Source organism: Spirochaeta cellobiosiphila DSM 17781, assembly GCF_000426705.1.
GTDB classification, from domain to species: domain Bacteria; phylum Spirochaetota; class Spirochaetia; order DSM-17781; family DSM-17781; genus Spirochaeta_E; species Spirochaeta_E cellobiosiphila.
The window spans coordinates 18189-35708 of the sequence record NZ_AUFW01000021.1; the positions used below are offsets into that span (position 1 = coordinate 18189).

The following is a 17520-nucleotide window of genomic DNA, read 5'->3' on the forward strand; positions in this document are numbered from 1 at the left end:
CGTGAAACATAGTTTAATAAAAAAAGTGATCATATGTTTCACGTGAAACAAAAAAGGGAGATTTTAAAAATCTCCCTTTTTATTATTTTAGTTATTCTATTATGTTTTCTTCAGCGTCTTTTTCGGATTTTGCCAATCCAACAACTTTTTCACCATCTCCAGGAGTTACTATTTTAACACCAAAAGCAGTCTTCCCAAAAACAGATATACTCTGAGGATCTATTTTAATAGTTTTTCCAGAGTTGGTAATACACATTACATTCCAGTTTTCATCCACAGCAGTGACACCAATCACTTTACCTGATTTATCATTTGTTTTATATGCACATTGTCCTTTAGTACCACGTCCATGGGGATTAAAATGATGATATTCTAATCGCTTACCATAACCATTTTCAGAAAGCAAAAACATCTGCATGTCATCATTTACAATTGTTACACCAATTAAAGAATCATCATTTACAAGATTTATACCACGTACACCTCGTGTTACTCTTCCCATTGATCTGACAAGGTTTTCATTAAATCTTAAACCTAAACCATTCCTAGTAACCAGCATAACTTCATCATCACCATTCGTTAGTAATGCTGATACTAAAGTATCTCCATCATCTAAAATGATAGCTCGAATACCTTTTTGCCTTGCATTTCTAAAATCATGTGTTTTAACACGTTTTGTTACACCATGTTTGGTTGCCATAAACAAATAGGTTTCTTCACTAAAATCTTTCAAGGAAACAACTGCGGTTATTTCTTCATTTTCTTCAAAATTCAATAAACCTTTTATATGTCGACCTTTTGAAGTCCGTGTACCTTCTGGTAAATTATAGACTTTAGTCCAATAGGCATTACCTAAATTTGTTACAGACAAAATATAATCATGAGTATTGGCAACGAATATATCAGAAACAAAATCTTCATCCCGTAGATTGGCAGATTTAGATCCCTTTCCACCACGTCCCTGTAAATTATACAGTGAAACTGAGACTCTTTTGATAAAGCCGTCATTAGACATGACTACAACCATATCTTCCTGTTGTATTAAGTCTTCAATATCAACATCATCTAATTCCTCATTACGGATCTCTGTTCTTCTATCATCACCATACTTATTAGATATCTCAGTAGTCTCATCTTTGATTAAGTTGAATATTTTATATTCATTAGCTAACAAATCCTTACAGTATTCGATAAATGAAAGAACCTCTTGTAATTCATCAATGATTTTCTTGGTCTCTAAACTTGTAAGTTTTTGTAATCTCATATCCAGAATAGCTTGAGATTGTTTTTCTGATAATTGAAACCTATCCATTAGATTTAATCGAGCTTCAGAAACATTTCCAGACTTCTTTATTATTTCAACAACTTCATCAATATTCTCAAGAGCTATTTTCAACCCTTCTAATATATGAGCCCTTTCTTCTGCTTTGTTAAGATCATACTTAGTACGTCTTATAATAACATCTTTACGATGAGCAACAAAATAACGTATTTGATCTAAAAGATTTAATAATTGAGGCTTACCATCAACAAGAGCTAAGTTATTAGCACTGAAATTACTTTGTAATGCTGTATGTGTATATAAAGTATTTAAGACAACATCAGATACGGTACCTTTTTTTAATTCAATAACTACACGCATACCATTACGGTCTGATTCATCTCGTAAATCTGTAATACCTTCTACTTTTTTATCTTTTATCAAATCAGCTATTCGCACTACTAAGTTTGCTTTATTAACCATATAGGGAAGCTCAGTTATAATGATAGCTTCTTTACCGCTTTTTATGACTTCGATATGATGTCTAGCACGAACAACTATCTTACCACGACCATATCGATATGCATCATAAGTGCCCTTTTGACCAAATATAATGGCTCCAGTAGGAAAGTCCGGTCCTTTGATATATTCACGCATCATATCTTCTATTGATATATCTGGATCATCAATATAAGCACAAATACCTGCACAGACTTCTCTTAAATTATGAGGGGCCATATTTGTAGCCATTCCTACTGCAATTCCACTAGCACCATTAACGATAAGATATGGTACACCAGTAGGCAATACTAAAGGCTCTAACAAACTATCATCATAGTTTGGACCAAAATCGACTGTATCCTTTTTTATATCCTTCAGTATATCTTCAGTGATCTTATGCATTCTAGCTTCTGTATAACGCATTGCAGCTGGTGGATCACCGTCGACAGAACCAAAATTACCCTGTCCGTTCACAACAGGATATCTCATACTAAAATCCTGGGCTAATCTAACCAAGGCATCATAGATACTAGCATCACCATGAGGGTGATACTTTCCTAAAACATCTCCAACGATACGTCCACACTTTTTATACGCACGATCGGCTCTTAATCCCATTTCATGCATAGAATATAAAATACGCCTATGTACAGGTTTTAATCCATCACGGACATCAGGAAGTGCTCTACTAACAATTACAGACATAGCGTAATTGAGATAAGAGGTCTTTACTTCATTTTCAATAGAAACAGGTATAACTTTACCAGTTATTGGTTCCACATCTATCTCCTATATTTTGTTTAGACATCTAAATTTGAGACAGCTAAAGCATTATCTTCGATAAATTTACGACGAGGAGGAACATTATCACCCATTAAAGTAGTAAAGATTTCATCAGCTTCGACTAAATCTTCTAATTTAACTTGCATCATATTCCTTGAATCAGGATTCATGGTTGTTTCCCAAAGTTGCTCAGGGTTCATTTCACCTAAACCTTTATAACGTTGAACGTTAATTTTTTCTTCAGGAACACCTTTCTCCTCTCTCATTTCTTTAAGAAGTATCTTTCTTTCATCATCATTATAGACATAATGAACTTCTTTTCCGTAGGCGATTTTATACAATGGTGGCATTGCTATGTACACATGGCCAGCCTCTACTAAAGGTTGCATATACCTAAAAAAGAAAGTCAATAAAAGAGTTCTAATATGTGATCCATCAACGTCGGCATCAGCCATAATGATTACTTTATAATATCGAAGCTTTTCTAAATCAAAATTAGGGCCAGCACTTGTTCCTAAAGCTCCAATAACAGGTAAAAGTTTTTCATTCGATATAACCTTATCAAACCTAGTCTTTTCAACATTAAGCATCTTACCCCACAATGGTAAAATAGCTTGAAAGCTTCTATCTCTTCCCATTTTTGCGGAACCGCCAGCTGAATCCCCTTCGACTATATAAATTTCACATTTAGAAGGATCCTTTTCCGAACAATCCGCTAATTTACCAGGTAAACCGGCAGATTCCAATACACTTTTTCGTCGTGTTAAATCTCTAGCTCTTCTAGCAGCTACTCGTGCTTTAGCTGCTAACACAACCTTTTCTAATACTTGCTCTAACACTTTAGGGTTCTTTTCAAAAAAATCTGAAAGTTGATCATTCAGAAAAGATTCAACAATACCACGAACCTCGGAATTACCTAATTTTCCCTTTGTTTGACCTTCAAACTGGGGATTTGGTACTTTTACCGATACAACAGCTGTTAAACCTTCACGAGCATCTTCTCCAGAAAAGCTTTCATCCATTTTCTTTACGTGTTTACTTTCTTTTAAACGGTCATTAAGTGTTCTCGTTAGAGCAGATCGAAAACCAGATAAGTGTGTTCCACCATCTCTAGTATTTATATTATTAACAAATGAGAATATGTTTTCAGCAAAGCCATCATTCCACTCAAGTGCTATCTCGAGAAAAACATCATCCTTCTCACCCTCTAAATATATAGGTTCACCATGAACTTTTGTTTTATTTTTATTAAGAAACTCAACAAAAGACTTTACACCACCTTCAAAAAAGAAATCATGTTTCTTTTCATGTGCAGAACGTTTATCTTCTAAGGTAATTCTGATTCCCTTATTTAAAAAGGCTAGTTCTCTAAGTCTTTGAGCCAAAACATCAAAACTATAGACAGTCATATCAAAAATATTAGGATCAGCTTTGAATCGAACCATCGTACCAGTTCTATCAGTGTCCCCTATTACTTTAACGGGTTCATCTGGTACACCAATTTTATAGCTTTGAAAATAAACGTGATTCATCTGATGTACAGTTACTTCACACCATGTTGACAGTGCGTTCACAACAGAGACACCTACACCATGTAGACCACCAGATACTTTATAAGCATCTTTTTCAAATTTTCCACCTGCATGAAGCTTTGTTAATACAACTTCCATTGCACTTACATTTTCAATAGGATGTAAATCGACAGGGATTCCTCTCCCATCGTCTTCAACCCTAATTATATCTTCGTGTTCTATTACTACTTTAATATGGGAACAGTGTCCTGCGAGAGCCTCATCAATACTGTTGTCAACTATTTCATATACTAAGTGGTGTAGACCATCTGGTCCTGTGGAACCGATGTACATACCAGGACGCTTGCGAACAGCCTCCAGACCTTTAAGTACCTGGATATTCTGTGCAGAGTAATTGTCTTGCATTGTTCTACCTATTTGACATGTTTATGTGCTTTAAGATTTGGGAAGTATAGAATTCTCCTTCAAAAAAGTAAAGGTTGGAAACTCCTTGTCAGAACGATCTTTTAGATGTACTATGGCCAACCTGTTAATAAGTTGTGGATAAATTCCAGTAAAATTCTGAATTTCAAGAGGATAACCCGAATTTTTATACTAATAAAGAATATAAATTCAGATAAATATTATTAAATAAATAATTATATTTTTAAATCCTTATATAATAAATAAATATAAAAACAACTAAATTCATGATAAGTTAAATTTATGAGAATTTATGCAGAAAGATTTTGAATTTCTAGAGATATTAACATAGATTGGAGTATAATCTGCTTGTGGATAAACTGTTAAAAAGCTTAAAAAATGTAATAAGGAGGAAATATGTCTAATCAAATTGATTTAAGTCCATTTTGGAAAGAAGCTATTAATCAAATTCGTAAAGAATTATCCGAAGAAGAGATGCAGATATGGATAGATCAAACAAAATACCACTCCTCCTCTACATCAGAAATTATCTTGGAAGTACCATCCAAGTTTTTTATAGATCAATTAAAAAGAAGATATACCAATAAAATAGAACAAATACTTTACGAAATATCCGGACGCAATATTAAATTAGGTTTTAATGTTGAAAAAAGAGAAGAAGCTCCACAAGTAATAGAGAAAGAAAAAATTGCTGAAGAATATCCTCTACCGGTTAACACAAAACATGATAGCAAACCTACAGTACTCAGGCATCATCCGAATCTTCGATCTGATTACACATTTGAGAGATTTGTTATTGGTGAAAACTCCAACTTCGCAGCTAACGCCGCTATGGCAATAGCGAGAAACCCTGGAACTGCATATAACCCTTGTATGATATATGGTGGTGTAGGACTAGGTAAAACACATCTAATGCAGTCCATAGGGAATTTCGCTTATAATGACAATACAAACTTAAAAATACATTACATAACTGCCGGAGACTTTATTGATGAGTTTGTTAATTGCATACGTAATAAAAACATGCCTCACTTCAAAAATAAATATCGGAATGTAGATGTATTATTAATTGATGATATTCATGATCTACAAAACAAAAAGGAAACACAAGAAGAACTGTTTCACACTTTCAATGCCTTATATGATGCCAATAAACAAATGGTTTTTACTTGTGATAGACCGGTTTCGGAACTAAAAGATGTAACGGAAAGATTAAGAAGTAGATTTGAGAGAGGTCTAAATGTAGATCTTCAAATTCCTAATTATGAAACACGTTTAGCAATATTGAAGAAAAAAATAGAAGACAAAGAAAACATAAGCATAACTGATAATATTCTTGAGATTATAGCTAAAAATGTGACTACAAATGTCAGAGATCTTGAAGCTGCACTAGTAAAATTATCAGCCTATTCTGAATTAACAAATAAAACTGTCACTGTTGAGATAGCTCAAGATCAATTAAGGCATATTTTCAGTGGTCCAGTTCAGCAAAATATAACAATTGATTTAGTTCAACGTATTGTTTCTGATTATTTTAACCTAAGCCCTAATGATCTAAAGGGTAAAAAAAGAACAAAAGTCATAACTTTTCCAAGACAAATTGCCATGTATATAGTTCGTGAAATTACTGAGTTCTCTACTACTGAAGTGGGATTAGAATTTGGAGGTAGAGATCATACAACAGTAATGCATGCCTGTACAAAAATTGAAGATAGAATGATGCAGGACCCTACTTTGGAGTCTACGATCAATCAATTAATCCGTTCAGTAAGAGAATATGGTACAGGTTCTTAAAAACTTGTGGAAAAGTAAGCATACTAAGTGGAAAATCTTTTGATTATTGTTCATTATAAAAATAAATTCTGAATATGTGAATTTACTGTTATAGTTATACAGTAGTTTGTCTACAGAATAAAATTTATTATGATAAGAGTTTATTAGGGTTTTACACATATCAACAGGCCCTATTACTACTACTACTTATAAATTATAAAATTCTTATAGGAGTAAGATATGCGATTTATCTGTGAAAAAAGCGTTATATTAAAAGAAATTTCAATTGCACAAGAGATAATTTCATCACGTAATGCTCTATCCATATTATCAAACGTATTAATTGAAGCTGATAATAACACCCTCATCATAAAAGCAACCGATTTAAAGGTAGGTTTTGAAACAAGGATACCTGTTGAAGTAGAAACTCCTGGTACAACTACGATTTTTTGTGACAAATTTTTAGGTATTTTACGATCTCTTCCTGAAGGTGAAGTAATCTTTGATCACACAGAAAATGGCAGATTAATCATAACTCCTCTAGAAAAGAAAATTGATTTCCAATTAAAGAGTATACCCAGTGATAAATTCCCCGAAATACAGGAAATACCTGATGATAATTACTTTGAAATTCCTCAAGAATTTTTAAATCAAATGGTTCAACAAACGATATTTGCTATCAGTGATGATGAAACACGATATTTTATGAATGGTGTTTATATGGAAAAGCAGGAAAACAAACTTGTAATGGTAGCCACTGATGGTAGAAGATTATCTTATATAGAAAAGGAAATCGAAACTCCTTTACCTGATTTTGCTGGAATAATCATACCTCCCAAAATTCTAACTTTAATCAAGAAATTATCTTCAGGCGAAGGTTCAATTGAGATTGCTATCAATGATAAGACTATATATACCAGATTTGATAATCTCAAAATATCTTCAACTTTGATAGAAGGCCAATTTCCTAACTATTCAAGAGTTATTCCTGAATATCAAGAACACAATGTACTTGTTCAAAAATCTGTTTTAAATGATGCATTAAAGAGAGTTAGTCTATTAGCTGAACAAAAATCTAGAAGGATATACCTTACTGTTGGTCAAGGTATTATGACATTAAGTTCAGAAGAAAGTGAAATTGGTCACGCCAAAGAAGAAATACCTTGTGAATATGAAGGCCAAGAATACACAATAGCTTTAAATTATGTTTATTTACAGGATCCTTTAAAGGTTGTTAATTCAGAAGGATTAATATTCCAATTTACCGAACCAAGCCGTGCTGTTACTATAAGATCAAATCCTGAATCTGAGTATTTTCATATAGTTATGCCCATGCAAATGGATTAATGCCTTTTAATAACATCAAATTATATAATTTTCGTAACCTTCTAGACAAAGAGATCTCCCTAAACGGTCGGGAGATCTTTCTTATAGGTGAAAATGGTCAAGGAAAAACAAATTTCTTGGAAGCAATATATGTTCTGTGTTATGGATCAAGTTTTAGAACAAAACAGGATAAGATTCTTATAAAAAATCAAAAAGACGATTTTTCTGCCATAGGACAATACTTTCAAGATGAAATGGAACATAAAATACACTTTAAACTACAAAAGGGTAAAAAAAGTATCCTGATTGATGACAAACAATTACGGGATAGAAAAGAACTAATCTGGAAATTGCCATGTATTGTTTTTAGTCATGAGGATATTTTTCTTGTATCAGGAACACCAGAGGAAAGAAGAAACTTTTTTGATCAAACATTAAGTTTATATGATCCTGACTATATAGATTTACTAAGAGAATACAAAAAAATTTTGAAACATCGAAATATTGTATTAAAACGTAATGAGAAAGAATTGATAGATATACTAAATATCCAAATCGTTTCCAAAGGCTTGGAATTACGTAATTATAGATCTGCTATCACTAAAAAATTCAACAAAGTATTTAGTCAATTGTTCAAATATGTTAGTCAGTTGGAATCAGACTTATTCATTGAATATAAACCTAGTTGGAAAGAGAATGACACTTCTGTGATTATTAAAAACCTAGAAAGAAAATTTGAACAAGAGAACATATTAGGAATTACCACATCTGGTCCCCATAGGGATAACTATAGGTTTATTATGGAGGGAAAAGATTTTTCTCAATTGGCATCAACAGGACAATCTCGACTGATTAGTTTAATTTTAAAAGTTGCACAAGGAGTGTTTTTCACACAAGAAACAGGAAAAAAACCAATTTTGCTTCTGGATGATGTTCTCTTAGAGTTAGATAGCAAAAAAAGAGCTCGTTTTCTTGAAGTAATTCCAGAATATGACCAAGCTTTTTTTACTTTTCTTCCTGATATGGCTAATTTAAGCTACAGGAAAGATGATACTATTGTATACTCAGTTGAATCAGGAGACTTTATTACATATGAAAAATGAAAATTGGAGTAAAGCTTCTGATATTGTATCTAAATTAGAAGGATTGATTGGTAAAAAATCAGAAGATGCTCAAAAGTTTTATACTTTTTTTAGTACATGGGATAAATTGATTTCTTCATTTCCTACTAGAAATAGAAAGTTTAAAGAAATAGGATATCATTCCAAAATACATGACATTTCAAATGGGGTTTTAATTGTAGATATTGATCACCCTGGATGGATGCAAATATTTGATATGGAAAAACGTAATTTTTTAGATTATGTTGTTGCTAAATATCCTGATATTGAAATAAGGACTATTAGAACTAGACTTGTGACTAATGATGAAAGTAGTACACTAAATGAAGAAAATCAGATCATTTATAATTTTGCTCCTACTGGTCAAATCGAGGGGGAAAAAGAGAAATCTTTCTATAAAGAGCTAGAAGATGGTGATTTTAAAGAATTATTAAAGAAATTAGGGCAAGCTATTGACCAAAAGGATAGAACCTAACATTGACAAGAAAAACTTGAATTCTGTATATTACCCTATCTGTGAACATGTCAATAAAGCTATTGCTTTTCCGATAGAAATTTGCAAGGAGGATAAGGCGTGAAGCGAACATACCAACCAAGCCGAGTTAAAAGAAATAGAAAATTTGGTTTCAGAGCACGTATGGCAACCAAAAATGGTCGTCTAGTATTAAAAAGAAGACGCCAAAAGGGACGGAAAAAGCTATCCGTTGCGGATGAGAAGAAACCTTACTAAGTCAGAAAGAATAAAAAAGCAGAAAGATATAAGGGGCATGTTTAAACATGCCCATTCTGTGAGTATTAAAGGAGCTAAACTATTCTTTAAAAGAAATGATTTAGCTCAAAGCCGTTTTACAGTCACTTTAGTAAGGAAATATGGGAAAGCTGTCCATAGAAACCGAGCGAAAAGAGTTGTAAGAGAAATTTACAGGCTAAATAAAAACCAGATCAAATGTGGTTTTGATCTGGTTTTTATGCTGTTTCCTTCAAATAATGATATTTATTCGGAAAGGAAGAGTCAGATTATTGAACTATTGAGGAAAGCGGAAATTTTTGAGGATAATATTATTACCGATTAAATATTTCTTATTGGGTATTATATGGATTTATAAGACCATGATTTCTCCTTGGCTACCAAGTAGTTGTCGCTTTAATCCCACATGTTCAACTTATGCGAGGGAAGCCATCAAAAAATATGGACCAATTAAAGGTGGATGGCTCTCTATAAAGCGAATTTCACGGTGTCATCCCTGGAATCCTGGAGGGAATGACCCTGTACCATAATATGTTGCAAAGGAGTTTATCGTGGATAAACGCACTCTATTAGCAGTTATCTTATCTGTTGTCATTGTTTCGGTAAGTTTTTTTATTCAAAACATTTTATGGCCACCTAAAGTAGTGAATGAAGAAGTGGCAAATCAGGAAACAGTTCAAAAAGAAGATATTCCTAATGTTGAGGTTCAATCACCATCAGAAGTCGTTGATTATTCTGATACTACTTTTTCTGAAGAAAGTCTGGATTCTGCACCTGAACAAAAAATAATTGAAGAAAATGATATTTTTCGTATTGAATTTTTGTCGAAAGGCGCAGTTGTTACTTCACTTAAACTGAAAAAACATACAGATGGTAACGATTATGTTGAAATGGTTAATAAAGGTGAAAGTGACTATTCTGCGTTTGGTATAACATTAGGTCAAAAATATGGAAGACCACTAGATGAAAATTTTGTTTACAGAAAAGTGTCTGATAATATATTTGAATTCAGACAAAGATTTAATGATAAATCAGGAATTCCTTTTGTTCTAAAAAAGACTTATCGATTTCTTCCCAATGAATATCTGATGGAATTGGCTATTACTATTGAAGGATCGAATAATCAAATACCTGATTTAGACTTCAATGGTTCTGCTTATAGATTAGAATATGGACCTCAAATTGGTCCCTACTTTGAAAAGTTAGACAATAGGAATGAATATAGAAATTACTATTATCATATTGATGATAAACGGAAAAAGCTAAAACTAAAGAATAATGAAGTTGAAGTAAATGATCATGTAGATTGGGTTGCTATTGATGGTAAATATTTTTCATTGATAGCGATCCCAGATGATACTAATTATGATATTACTGTAAGCAGCGTTCCTGTAAGAGGAATGGAAAAAACTAGTCGTTTGATTTTATCCAGACCTCTACTTAAGGCATCAAAATCTACAGATATCTTTCGTTTTTACATAGGACCTAAATCTGTTAGCACTTTATCTCAGTATAATAATGCTTCAGATAATGGGTATGGTGTTTCTAATCTAAATTTAGACGATCTTATTAAAAAGAATATTCTGTTAGGGGCCTTAGAGACAGTTCTTAAATTTTTCTTGGAAATGTTTTATAGTATAGTACATAACTATGGTGTCGCTATTATTCTACTAACGTTTTTGGTAAGATTAGTTTTATATCCAATTACCAGAAAATCATATCAGTCTACTGCAGCCATGCAGGCTGTTCAGCCAAAGATCACTGAAATACGGGAAAAGTTTAAAGATGATCCCAATAAAATGAATATGGCGATGGCTGATTTGTATAAAAAAGAAGGAGTAAATCCTTTAGGTGGTTGTTTACCAATGGTACTACAACTTCCAATATTTTTTGCTTTATATAGATTATTAAACTCACACTTTGATCTGCGAGGTGCTGCTTTTATATCACCTTGGATTTCAGATTTGTCAGCTCCTGAACATGTTTTTTCATGGTCTGGTGTAACGTTACCTGTTGTTGGAAATGATTTTAGAATACTTCCATTCTTGATGGTTATTACACAGATAGTTATGACCAAAATTACACAATCCCAAAACACAGGGGCTACAAGTGATAGTCAGATGAAAATGCTCACTTATGGGATGCCAATATTCTTTTTCTTCATAATGTATGATATGCCATCTGGATTATTATTATACTGGACAGTTACTAATGTCTTAAGTGCTGTTCAACAAATTGTAATAAACAAAATGGTAAAGAAAAAGAAGGCTTAATAGAAAGTGGGCTCCTGAATAAATCTAGAACAGGAGTTGCCCTATGGTAAAAGAGTTTGAAGGTAAAACTCAAAAAGAAGCTATTAGTAAGGCTGTAGAAGAACTTGGTTTAAATCAAGATGAATTCGATGTCGAAATTGTAGAAACAGAGAAGACAGGTTTTTTATTCAAAAAGGGTAAGGTTAAAATCAGAGTTCATATGGAAGAAGAATCAATTTCCAGTGAACTTGGTGCCCCTTTAGTTCCAAATGATATAGAAGAAAAGGTTATTTCTTTTATTAAGTCTTTGATTTCTAAGATGGGATTTCCTGGTTCTGTTTTTTTACATGATAGATCAGACAAAAAGTTTCATGTGGTCATAGAAAGTGAGCACTCAGGTATTCTAATAGGAAAACGAGGAAAAAACTTAGATGCTATACAATTAGTGTCCAATGTATATCTTGGTAGACTGATACCCGAAACAAAAGAATATCGTGTTGTTATTGATTCTGAAAATTATAGAGAACGACGTGAAGAGAGTCTTGTAAGAATGGCACATCGCGTAGCTTCCCAAGTAAAGAAGACGAAAAGAAGCCGGCTATTAGAACCTATGAATCCTTTTGAACGAAGGTTAATTCATACGGCTTTAGGTGAACTTGATCACATTGAAACGGAAAGTGAAGGTGAAGGTCTTTTGAAGCAGATTAGAGTGAAATACGTGGACTAAAGGGTTGTAATGTGGATAAGTTGTGGACGAAAAATCAAAATTTTATAATTCCACTTATCCACAACTTATCTATTCATATGTGGATATGGTCTATATAAATTCACTATTTTTGCGAATTTTAAGAAATATAAAATAATCATCCACAAGTTGTGGATAAAATGTTAATAATATATCTTCTAAGAATTATAATTGAAAATTAATTATACCTTAAGAAAATACATTATTTAGTATCAAAGACATTGATTATGCTTACTAGTTTTGTTTGAAACGTAATAGACAAAATTTATATTCTCTAGTATTGAAAATATGCTGTCTTGACATTAAAAGTACAAATAATAGCTTAATTTATATAAACAATTTATCCATAATAGTAGAATCCATGTTTATGATCTTAATATTCCAAATAAATCTATGGACCACTCTAATTGATTTTGTTGCCATAGCATGCTAGGTTACTGGTATTAATAATTCTGAAGGATAAGTAGTTGGTTAATCTGATACTGTGTGGAGGTGTTGGTAGTAGATTATGGCCAATTAGCCGTAAGCTAATGCCTAAGCAATTTTATCCCCTACTAGGAAACACAAGTCTCTTTGAAAGTACTGTTAAGCGAAATCTTTCTTTATGTGAAAAGATCCTTATAGCGGCTAATGAAGACCAAGCATTCCTCGCATTTGATCAACTTAAGAATTGTAATTATCTAATCGAAGAAGGATTAATTGAAACTGTTGGTCGAAATACTGCTCCTGCTATTGCATTATCTATATTTGCTTTAGATCCAGAAACCTTAGTATTGGTTACACCTTCTGATCATCTTATAACTAAAGAACTAGCTTATAAAAAAGCAATTGAAAAAGCTCAAGTACTAGCAATGAGTGGTAATCTTGTAACTTTTGGTATAAAACCCAGTTATGCTGAAACAGGCTTTGGCTATATTAAAGCAAATGGTAATATAGTTGAGCAATTTTGTGAGAAACCAGATATAAAAACAGCAGAATCTTATTTAGCTGATGGTAGCTATTTATGGAATTCTGGAATGTTTCTCTTTAAAGCAGGTGTATTTTTAGAAGAATTGCAGCATCATAATCCACAAGTATATGAAGCATGTTTGACAGCCTATAATAATTGCACTGAAAGAAAACTTTTAAAACCACAACACTCAGATATGGTTAATATTCCATCAATTTCCATTGATTATGGAGTTATGGAACCTTCTCAAAAAGTAGCTGTTGTACCATGCGATATTGGTTGGAGTGATCTGGGAAGCTTTGATAGTCTTTATGATGAGTGTTTTAATCCAAATATAGAAAATAGTTTGATAGGAATAGAAGATCCAATTTTAATTAATAGCAGAGGTAATCTATTAGTAGGACAAGAAAAAAAACTTGCTCTCATTGATGTTGAAGATCTAATGATTATTGATAGTCCTGATGCTTTACTTATTGCCAAGCGTGGTTCTGGGCAAGATGTCAAAAAGGTTGTCGATAAATTAAAAGAGGAGAATTCTTCTTTATTGGATGCTCCAGTAAAGGTAAAAAGACCCTGGGGAGAGTATCGCACTTTAACCAAGACATCTAATTATATTGTAAGACATATTAGTATAAATCCAGGGGCTAACTTAAGTATTCATAAGCACTTTAATCGTCAGGAACATTGGCAGGTTGTTAAGGGACTTGCAAAAGTTAAGCTTGATGAAATTGAAAGTACTTTGGTAGTAGATCAAAAGATAACAATTCCTGCTGGCCTATTACATTCTGTGAGGAATATTGGAGATGTTCAATTAGTGATTATTGAGATACAATCTGGTGAAGTTGTTGATCCTGAAGATATATTAAGGATTGGCTATGATTGGTGACATAATAGTAAATGGAGATATAAATGAAAGGTATAATACTAGCTGGTGGATCCGGAACCAGGCTTTACCCAATTACAAAAGTAGTATGTAAGCAATTACTTCCAGTTTATGATAAACCAATGATATATTATCCATTATCAATATTGATGTTGTCAGGTATAAAAGAAATCTTAATTATATCAACACCTGAAGATCTATCTAAATTTGAAAATCTATTTGGTGATGGTCGTTTATATGGTTTGAATCTGAGTTACGCTGTTCAGGATGCCCCAAATGGTCTAGCAGAAGCTTTCATCATCGGAAAAGATTTTATTGGATCTGATTCTGTAGCTTTGGTATTGGGTGATAATATATTTTATGGGCATCATTTATCAGATCGTTTACAATTAGCAGCTTCTAGAACAAGTGGGGCAACAGTTTTTGGTTACTATGTAAGTGATCCAGAGAGATATGGTGTTGTTGAATATGATAAAAATGGGAAGGTGTTGTCATTAGAGGAAAAACCTGAATTTCCTAAGTCTAATTACGCAGTTGTTGGTTTATATTATTATGATAATTCTGTTGTCGATATAGCCTGTAGTTTGAAACCAAGTCCTCGAGGAGAATTAGAGATTACTGATGTTAATAAGATCTATCTACAGCAAGGAAAATTAAATGTGGAATTGATGGGACGTGGTTATGCATGGCTTGATACAGGAACACACGACAGTTTAGTTGATGCTACAAATTTTGTTAAAGCCATTGAGGATAGACAAGGTCTTAAAATTGCTTGTATTGAAGAAATAGCATATCGTATGGGGTATATCAATCAGGAGCAATTGCAAAAATTATCATTACCATTAAAAAAATCTGGCTATGGTGAATACTTATTAAGGCTTACAAGGAAGGAATAAAGTGCCATTTGAGTTCGAAAAAACCCCAATTGAAGGACTATATGTTATTCATCCAAGAGTATTTCGTGATGATAGAGGTTGGTTTTTAGAAACATTTAAAATTTCTGATTTTAAAAATGCAGGTATTACTGAAGATTTTGTTCAAGATAATCATTCTTTTAGTTCTAGAGGTGTATTAAGAGGTATACATTTTCAAAAGGCACCTTTTTCTCAAGGAAAATTGGTAAGAACAATTGACGGATGTGTTTGGGATGTTGCAGTAGATTTAAGGAAGGATTCAAATACTTTTGGTAAAGCATATGGTGTAAAGCTAGATTCAAAAAATGGTACCATGTTATACATTCCTCCTAGTTTTGGACATGGTTTTCTAGTATTATCTGACACTGTACATTTTTTGTATAAATGTACAAAAGAGTATCATCCAAATGTTGATTGTGGTATAAGATGGAATGATCCAGATTTAAATATTCCATGGCCAATAGTTGATGGAATGAAATTAATTATCTCGAACAAAGACTGTCAACAGCCTTTGTTAAAAGAAATCAATAAGGATGATTTATGATTTGGCTTATTGGTGCTGGAGGTATGTTAGGTCAAGAAGTTGCTGAAGCTCTTGAATTATTAAGTTTTGAATTTATAAAGACTGATCGAGAAGTTGATATTACAAACTATAAATTATTAGAAAGATTTTGTAATAATTTGACTGTATCCTGGGTTATTAATTGTGCTGCCTACACATCAGTTGATAACGCTGAAGATGAAGAATCATTAGCAATTACTATAAATGCAAAAGGTGCTGAAAATATTGCAAAAGTATGTAAGAAACTTAATGCAAAAATGATACATATATCAACTGACTATGTTTTTTCAGGAAATCAAGATAAAGCTTTAGTTCCTGAAGATACAACAAATCCTATAAATGTCTATGGAAAAAGTAAACTTTTAGGTGAAAAGGCAATTCAGAATACTTTTAATAATTACTTCATTATTAGAACAGCTTGGTTGTATGGTTGGAAAGGTCCAAGTTTTTTACACACAATGGTACGGCTTATGAATAATAGTGATAGTATAAAGGTTGTAAATGATCAATGGGGAAGCCCAACATGGACAAAGGAATTTGCTTTTGGTATCATTTCTATTATAGCCATGGATTCTGATAATTTCGGAACATATCATTTTTCTGGTGAGGGAGAGTGTTCCTGGTATGATTTTGCAAAAGAAATATATAGAATTGGGCGAGATTACAAAATAATAAACAACAATTGTACAGTTAATCCTTGTACGAGTAATGAATTTGTAAGTAAAGCCAAAAGGCCTAGGTATAGTTTGTTAAATACAGATAAATTTAAAAAAAACTTTAATTATGAAATATCAAATTGGAAGGATTCTCTTGAAAAATATATATTAATACTTAGCAATGAGCTTTAAAACAATGGTACTAATATGTGTTCATAATTGTTAGTATTAAAGAACTGTTCATTTATTACTAAGGTAAGTTTTTAATGAAAGTTATTTGTTTTTTAACCTTTTTCCACTCGTTTTTTTAATCCTTTTGCAGTGAATATTTGATATAAAGTATCTAAATGTAGAAAGTTAGGATAAAAGAAACTAGTATCGTTCCCTTTTAAATACGACTATCCATATTAACATAAAGCAGTAGTACTTATACCATTAGGAAAAGTAGAGAGACGAAACAATAAAGCAGAAAGTATAACTGATTCTCCAGATTTTAATAATATGTATCGATTGTGGATTTCTTTTGAGAAAATGAAGTAATCTGAATTTAAGCTTTGTTTGATAATTTCTTGAAAGCTGTACCCTGTGAGTCAATATAGTTGAAGCATTTTCATTTTCAAAGGATCTTCAATTATAAGGTATAGTTTGACGTTCAAAGAATCATTAATCAAGAAGATATTGCCACTTAAGAATCGGTCAGTCAAATTCGTACGACAAGGGAATAGGATGTGTAATCCCCCCATTATTAATAGGAGTAATTTGTAGAATTATCTAAAACCATTCTAGGGGTAATGCCGCCCAAAGACGAATGAGGTCTTTCATTATTGTATATCCACATCCCTCTTGTCGCAAGTTCTTGTGCATGATAGATAGATTTGAAGATATTCAACTTTAGACATTCATGTCTAGCAGTTCTATTAAATCTTTCAATGTAAGCATTCTGTGTTGGCTTCCCTTTCTGGATAAAAGATAGTTCGATACAGTTTTTTCTACTCTAACTCTTAAGAGCATCACTAATGTATTCTGGTCCATTGTCACACCTTAGTCTTTGTGGTTTTCCTCTCCATTCTATTATTTGCTCAAGTGATCTA

Annotated in this window: 15 protein-coding genes and 1 pseudogene; 13 read left to right on the top strand and 3 right to left on the bottom strand. The window is 32.4% G+C overall.

The window, feature by feature from the left end:
* Positions 1 to 91: 91 nt before the first annotated feature.
* Positions 92 to 2542, bottom strand: coding sequence for a DNA topoisomerase (ATP-hydrolyzing) subunit A (gene gyrA / locus K345_RS0105815; RefSeq protein WP_028973372.1), 2451 nt, complete (start codon positions 2540 to 2542; stop codon positions 92 to 94).
* Between the two features lie 20 nt (positions 2543 to 2562).
* Complete coding sequence (gene gyrB / locus K345_RS0105820; protein ID WP_028973373.1) at positions 2563 to 4482, bottom strand: DNA topoisomerase (ATP-hydrolyzing) subunit B; 1920 nt, start codon at positions 4480 to 4482, stop codon at positions 2563 to 2565.
* Positions 4483 to 4896: 414 nt separating this feature from the next.
* Between gyrB and dnaA the strand changes: the two genes are divergently transcribed.
* The 13 genes from dnaA to rfbD all read left to right on the top strand — a co-directional run bounded on the left by dnaA (position 4897) and on the right by rfbD (position 16621).
* Positions 4897 to 6294, top strand: coding sequence for a chromosomal replication initiator protein DnaA (dnaA, locus tag K345_RS0105825; RefSeq protein WP_028973374.1), 1398 nt, complete (start codon positions 4897 to 4899; stop codon positions 6292 to 6294).
* A gap of 219 nt (positions 6295 to 6513) precedes the next feature.
* Positions 6514 to 7620, top strand: a complete 1107-nt coding sequence (dnaN, locus tag K345_RS0105830; protein ID WP_028973375.1) for a DNA polymerase III subunit beta — start codon at positions 6514 to 6516, stop codon at positions 7618 to 7620.
* Complete coding sequence (recF, locus tag K345_RS0105835) at positions 7620 to 8702, top strand: DNA replication/repair protein RecF (RefSeq protein WP_028973376.1); 1083 nt, start codon at positions 7620 to 7622, stop codon at positions 8700 to 8702. The genes dnaN and recF overlap by 1 nt, the downstream gene beginning before the upstream one ends.
* The gene (locus K345_RS0105840; protein WP_028973377.1) at positions 8692 to 9195 is read left to right on the top strand and encodes a DciA family protein; all 504 of its coding nucleotides are present in this window, start codon (positions 8692 to 8694) and stop codon (positions 9193 to 9195) included. The genes recF and K345_RS0105840 overlap by 11 nt, the downstream gene beginning before the upstream one ends.
* Before the next feature lie 99 nt (positions 9196 to 9294).
* Positions 9295 to 9450 (top strand): 50S ribosomal protein L34, encoded by a 156-nt coding sequence (gene rpmH, locus K345_RS0105845; protein WP_028973378.1) that lies wholly within the window; start codon positions 9295 to 9297, stop codon positions 9448 to 9450.
* Positions 9431 to 9793 carry a ribonuclease P protein component gene (gene rnpA / locus K345_RS0105850; protein WP_028973379.1) on the top strand — a complete coding sequence of 121 codons (363 nt, stop codon included), beginning with the start codon at positions 9431 to 9433 and terminating at the stop codon, positions 9791 to 9793. Before rpmH ends, rnpA begins: the two co-directional genes overlap by 20 nt.
* A 10-nt stretch (positions 9794 to 9803) precedes the next feature.
* Entirely contained in the window at positions 9804 to 9998 is a 195-nt protein-coding gene (gene yidD / locus K345_RS22830) for a membrane protein insertion efficiency factor YidD (protein WP_425423283.1), read from the top strand.
* 21 nt (positions 9999 to 10019) lie between these two features.
* Complete coding sequence (gene yidC / locus K345_RS0105855; RefSeq protein WP_028973380.1) at positions 10020 to 11741, top strand: membrane protein insertase YidC; 1722 nt, start codon at positions 10020 to 10022, stop codon at positions 11739 to 11741.
* 43 nt (positions 11742 to 11784) lie between these two features.
* Positions 11785 to 12447: an RNA-binding cell elongation regulator Jag/EloR gene (gene jag, locus K345_RS0105860; protein ID WP_028973381.1), complete on the top strand. Its 663-nt coding sequence runs from the start codon at positions 11785 to 11787 to the stop codon at positions 12445 to 12447.
* Positions 12448 to 12932: 485 nt separating this feature from the next.
* The gene (locus tag K345_RS0105865; protein ID WP_028973382.1) at positions 12933 to 14300 is read left to right on the top strand and encodes a mannose-1-phosphate guanylyltransferase/mannose-6-phosphate isomerase; all 1368 of its coding nucleotides are present in this window, start codon (positions 12933 to 12935) and stop codon (positions 14298 to 14300) included.
* 23 nt (positions 14301 to 14323) lie between these two features.
* Positions 14324 to 15193: a glucose-1-phosphate thymidylyltransferase RfbA gene (rfbA, locus tag K345_RS0105870; RefSeq protein ID WP_028973383.1), complete on the top strand. Its 870-nt coding sequence runs from the start codon at positions 14324 to 14326 to the stop codon at positions 15191 to 15193.
* A 1-nt stretch (position 15194) separates the two neighbouring features.
* A complete protein-coding gene (gene rfbC / locus K345_RS0105875; protein WP_028973384.1) occupies positions 15195 to 15755 on the top strand; it encodes a dTDP-4-dehydrorhamnose 3,5-epimerase in 561 nt (186 codons plus the stop codon).
* Positions 15752 to 16621, top strand: a complete 870-nt coding sequence (gene rfbD, locus K345_RS0105880; protein WP_028973385.1) for a dTDP-4-dehydrorhamnose reductase — start codon at positions 15752 to 15754, stop codon at positions 16619 to 16621. Before rfbC ends, rfbD begins: the two co-directional genes overlap by 4 nt.
* A gap of 553 nt (positions 16622 to 17174) precedes the next feature.
* Here the strand turns inward: rfbD and K345_RS23060 are convergent.
* Positions 17175 to 17520: pseudogene (locus K345_RS23060) on the bottom strand (integrase core domain-containing protein); the annotation flags it as partial.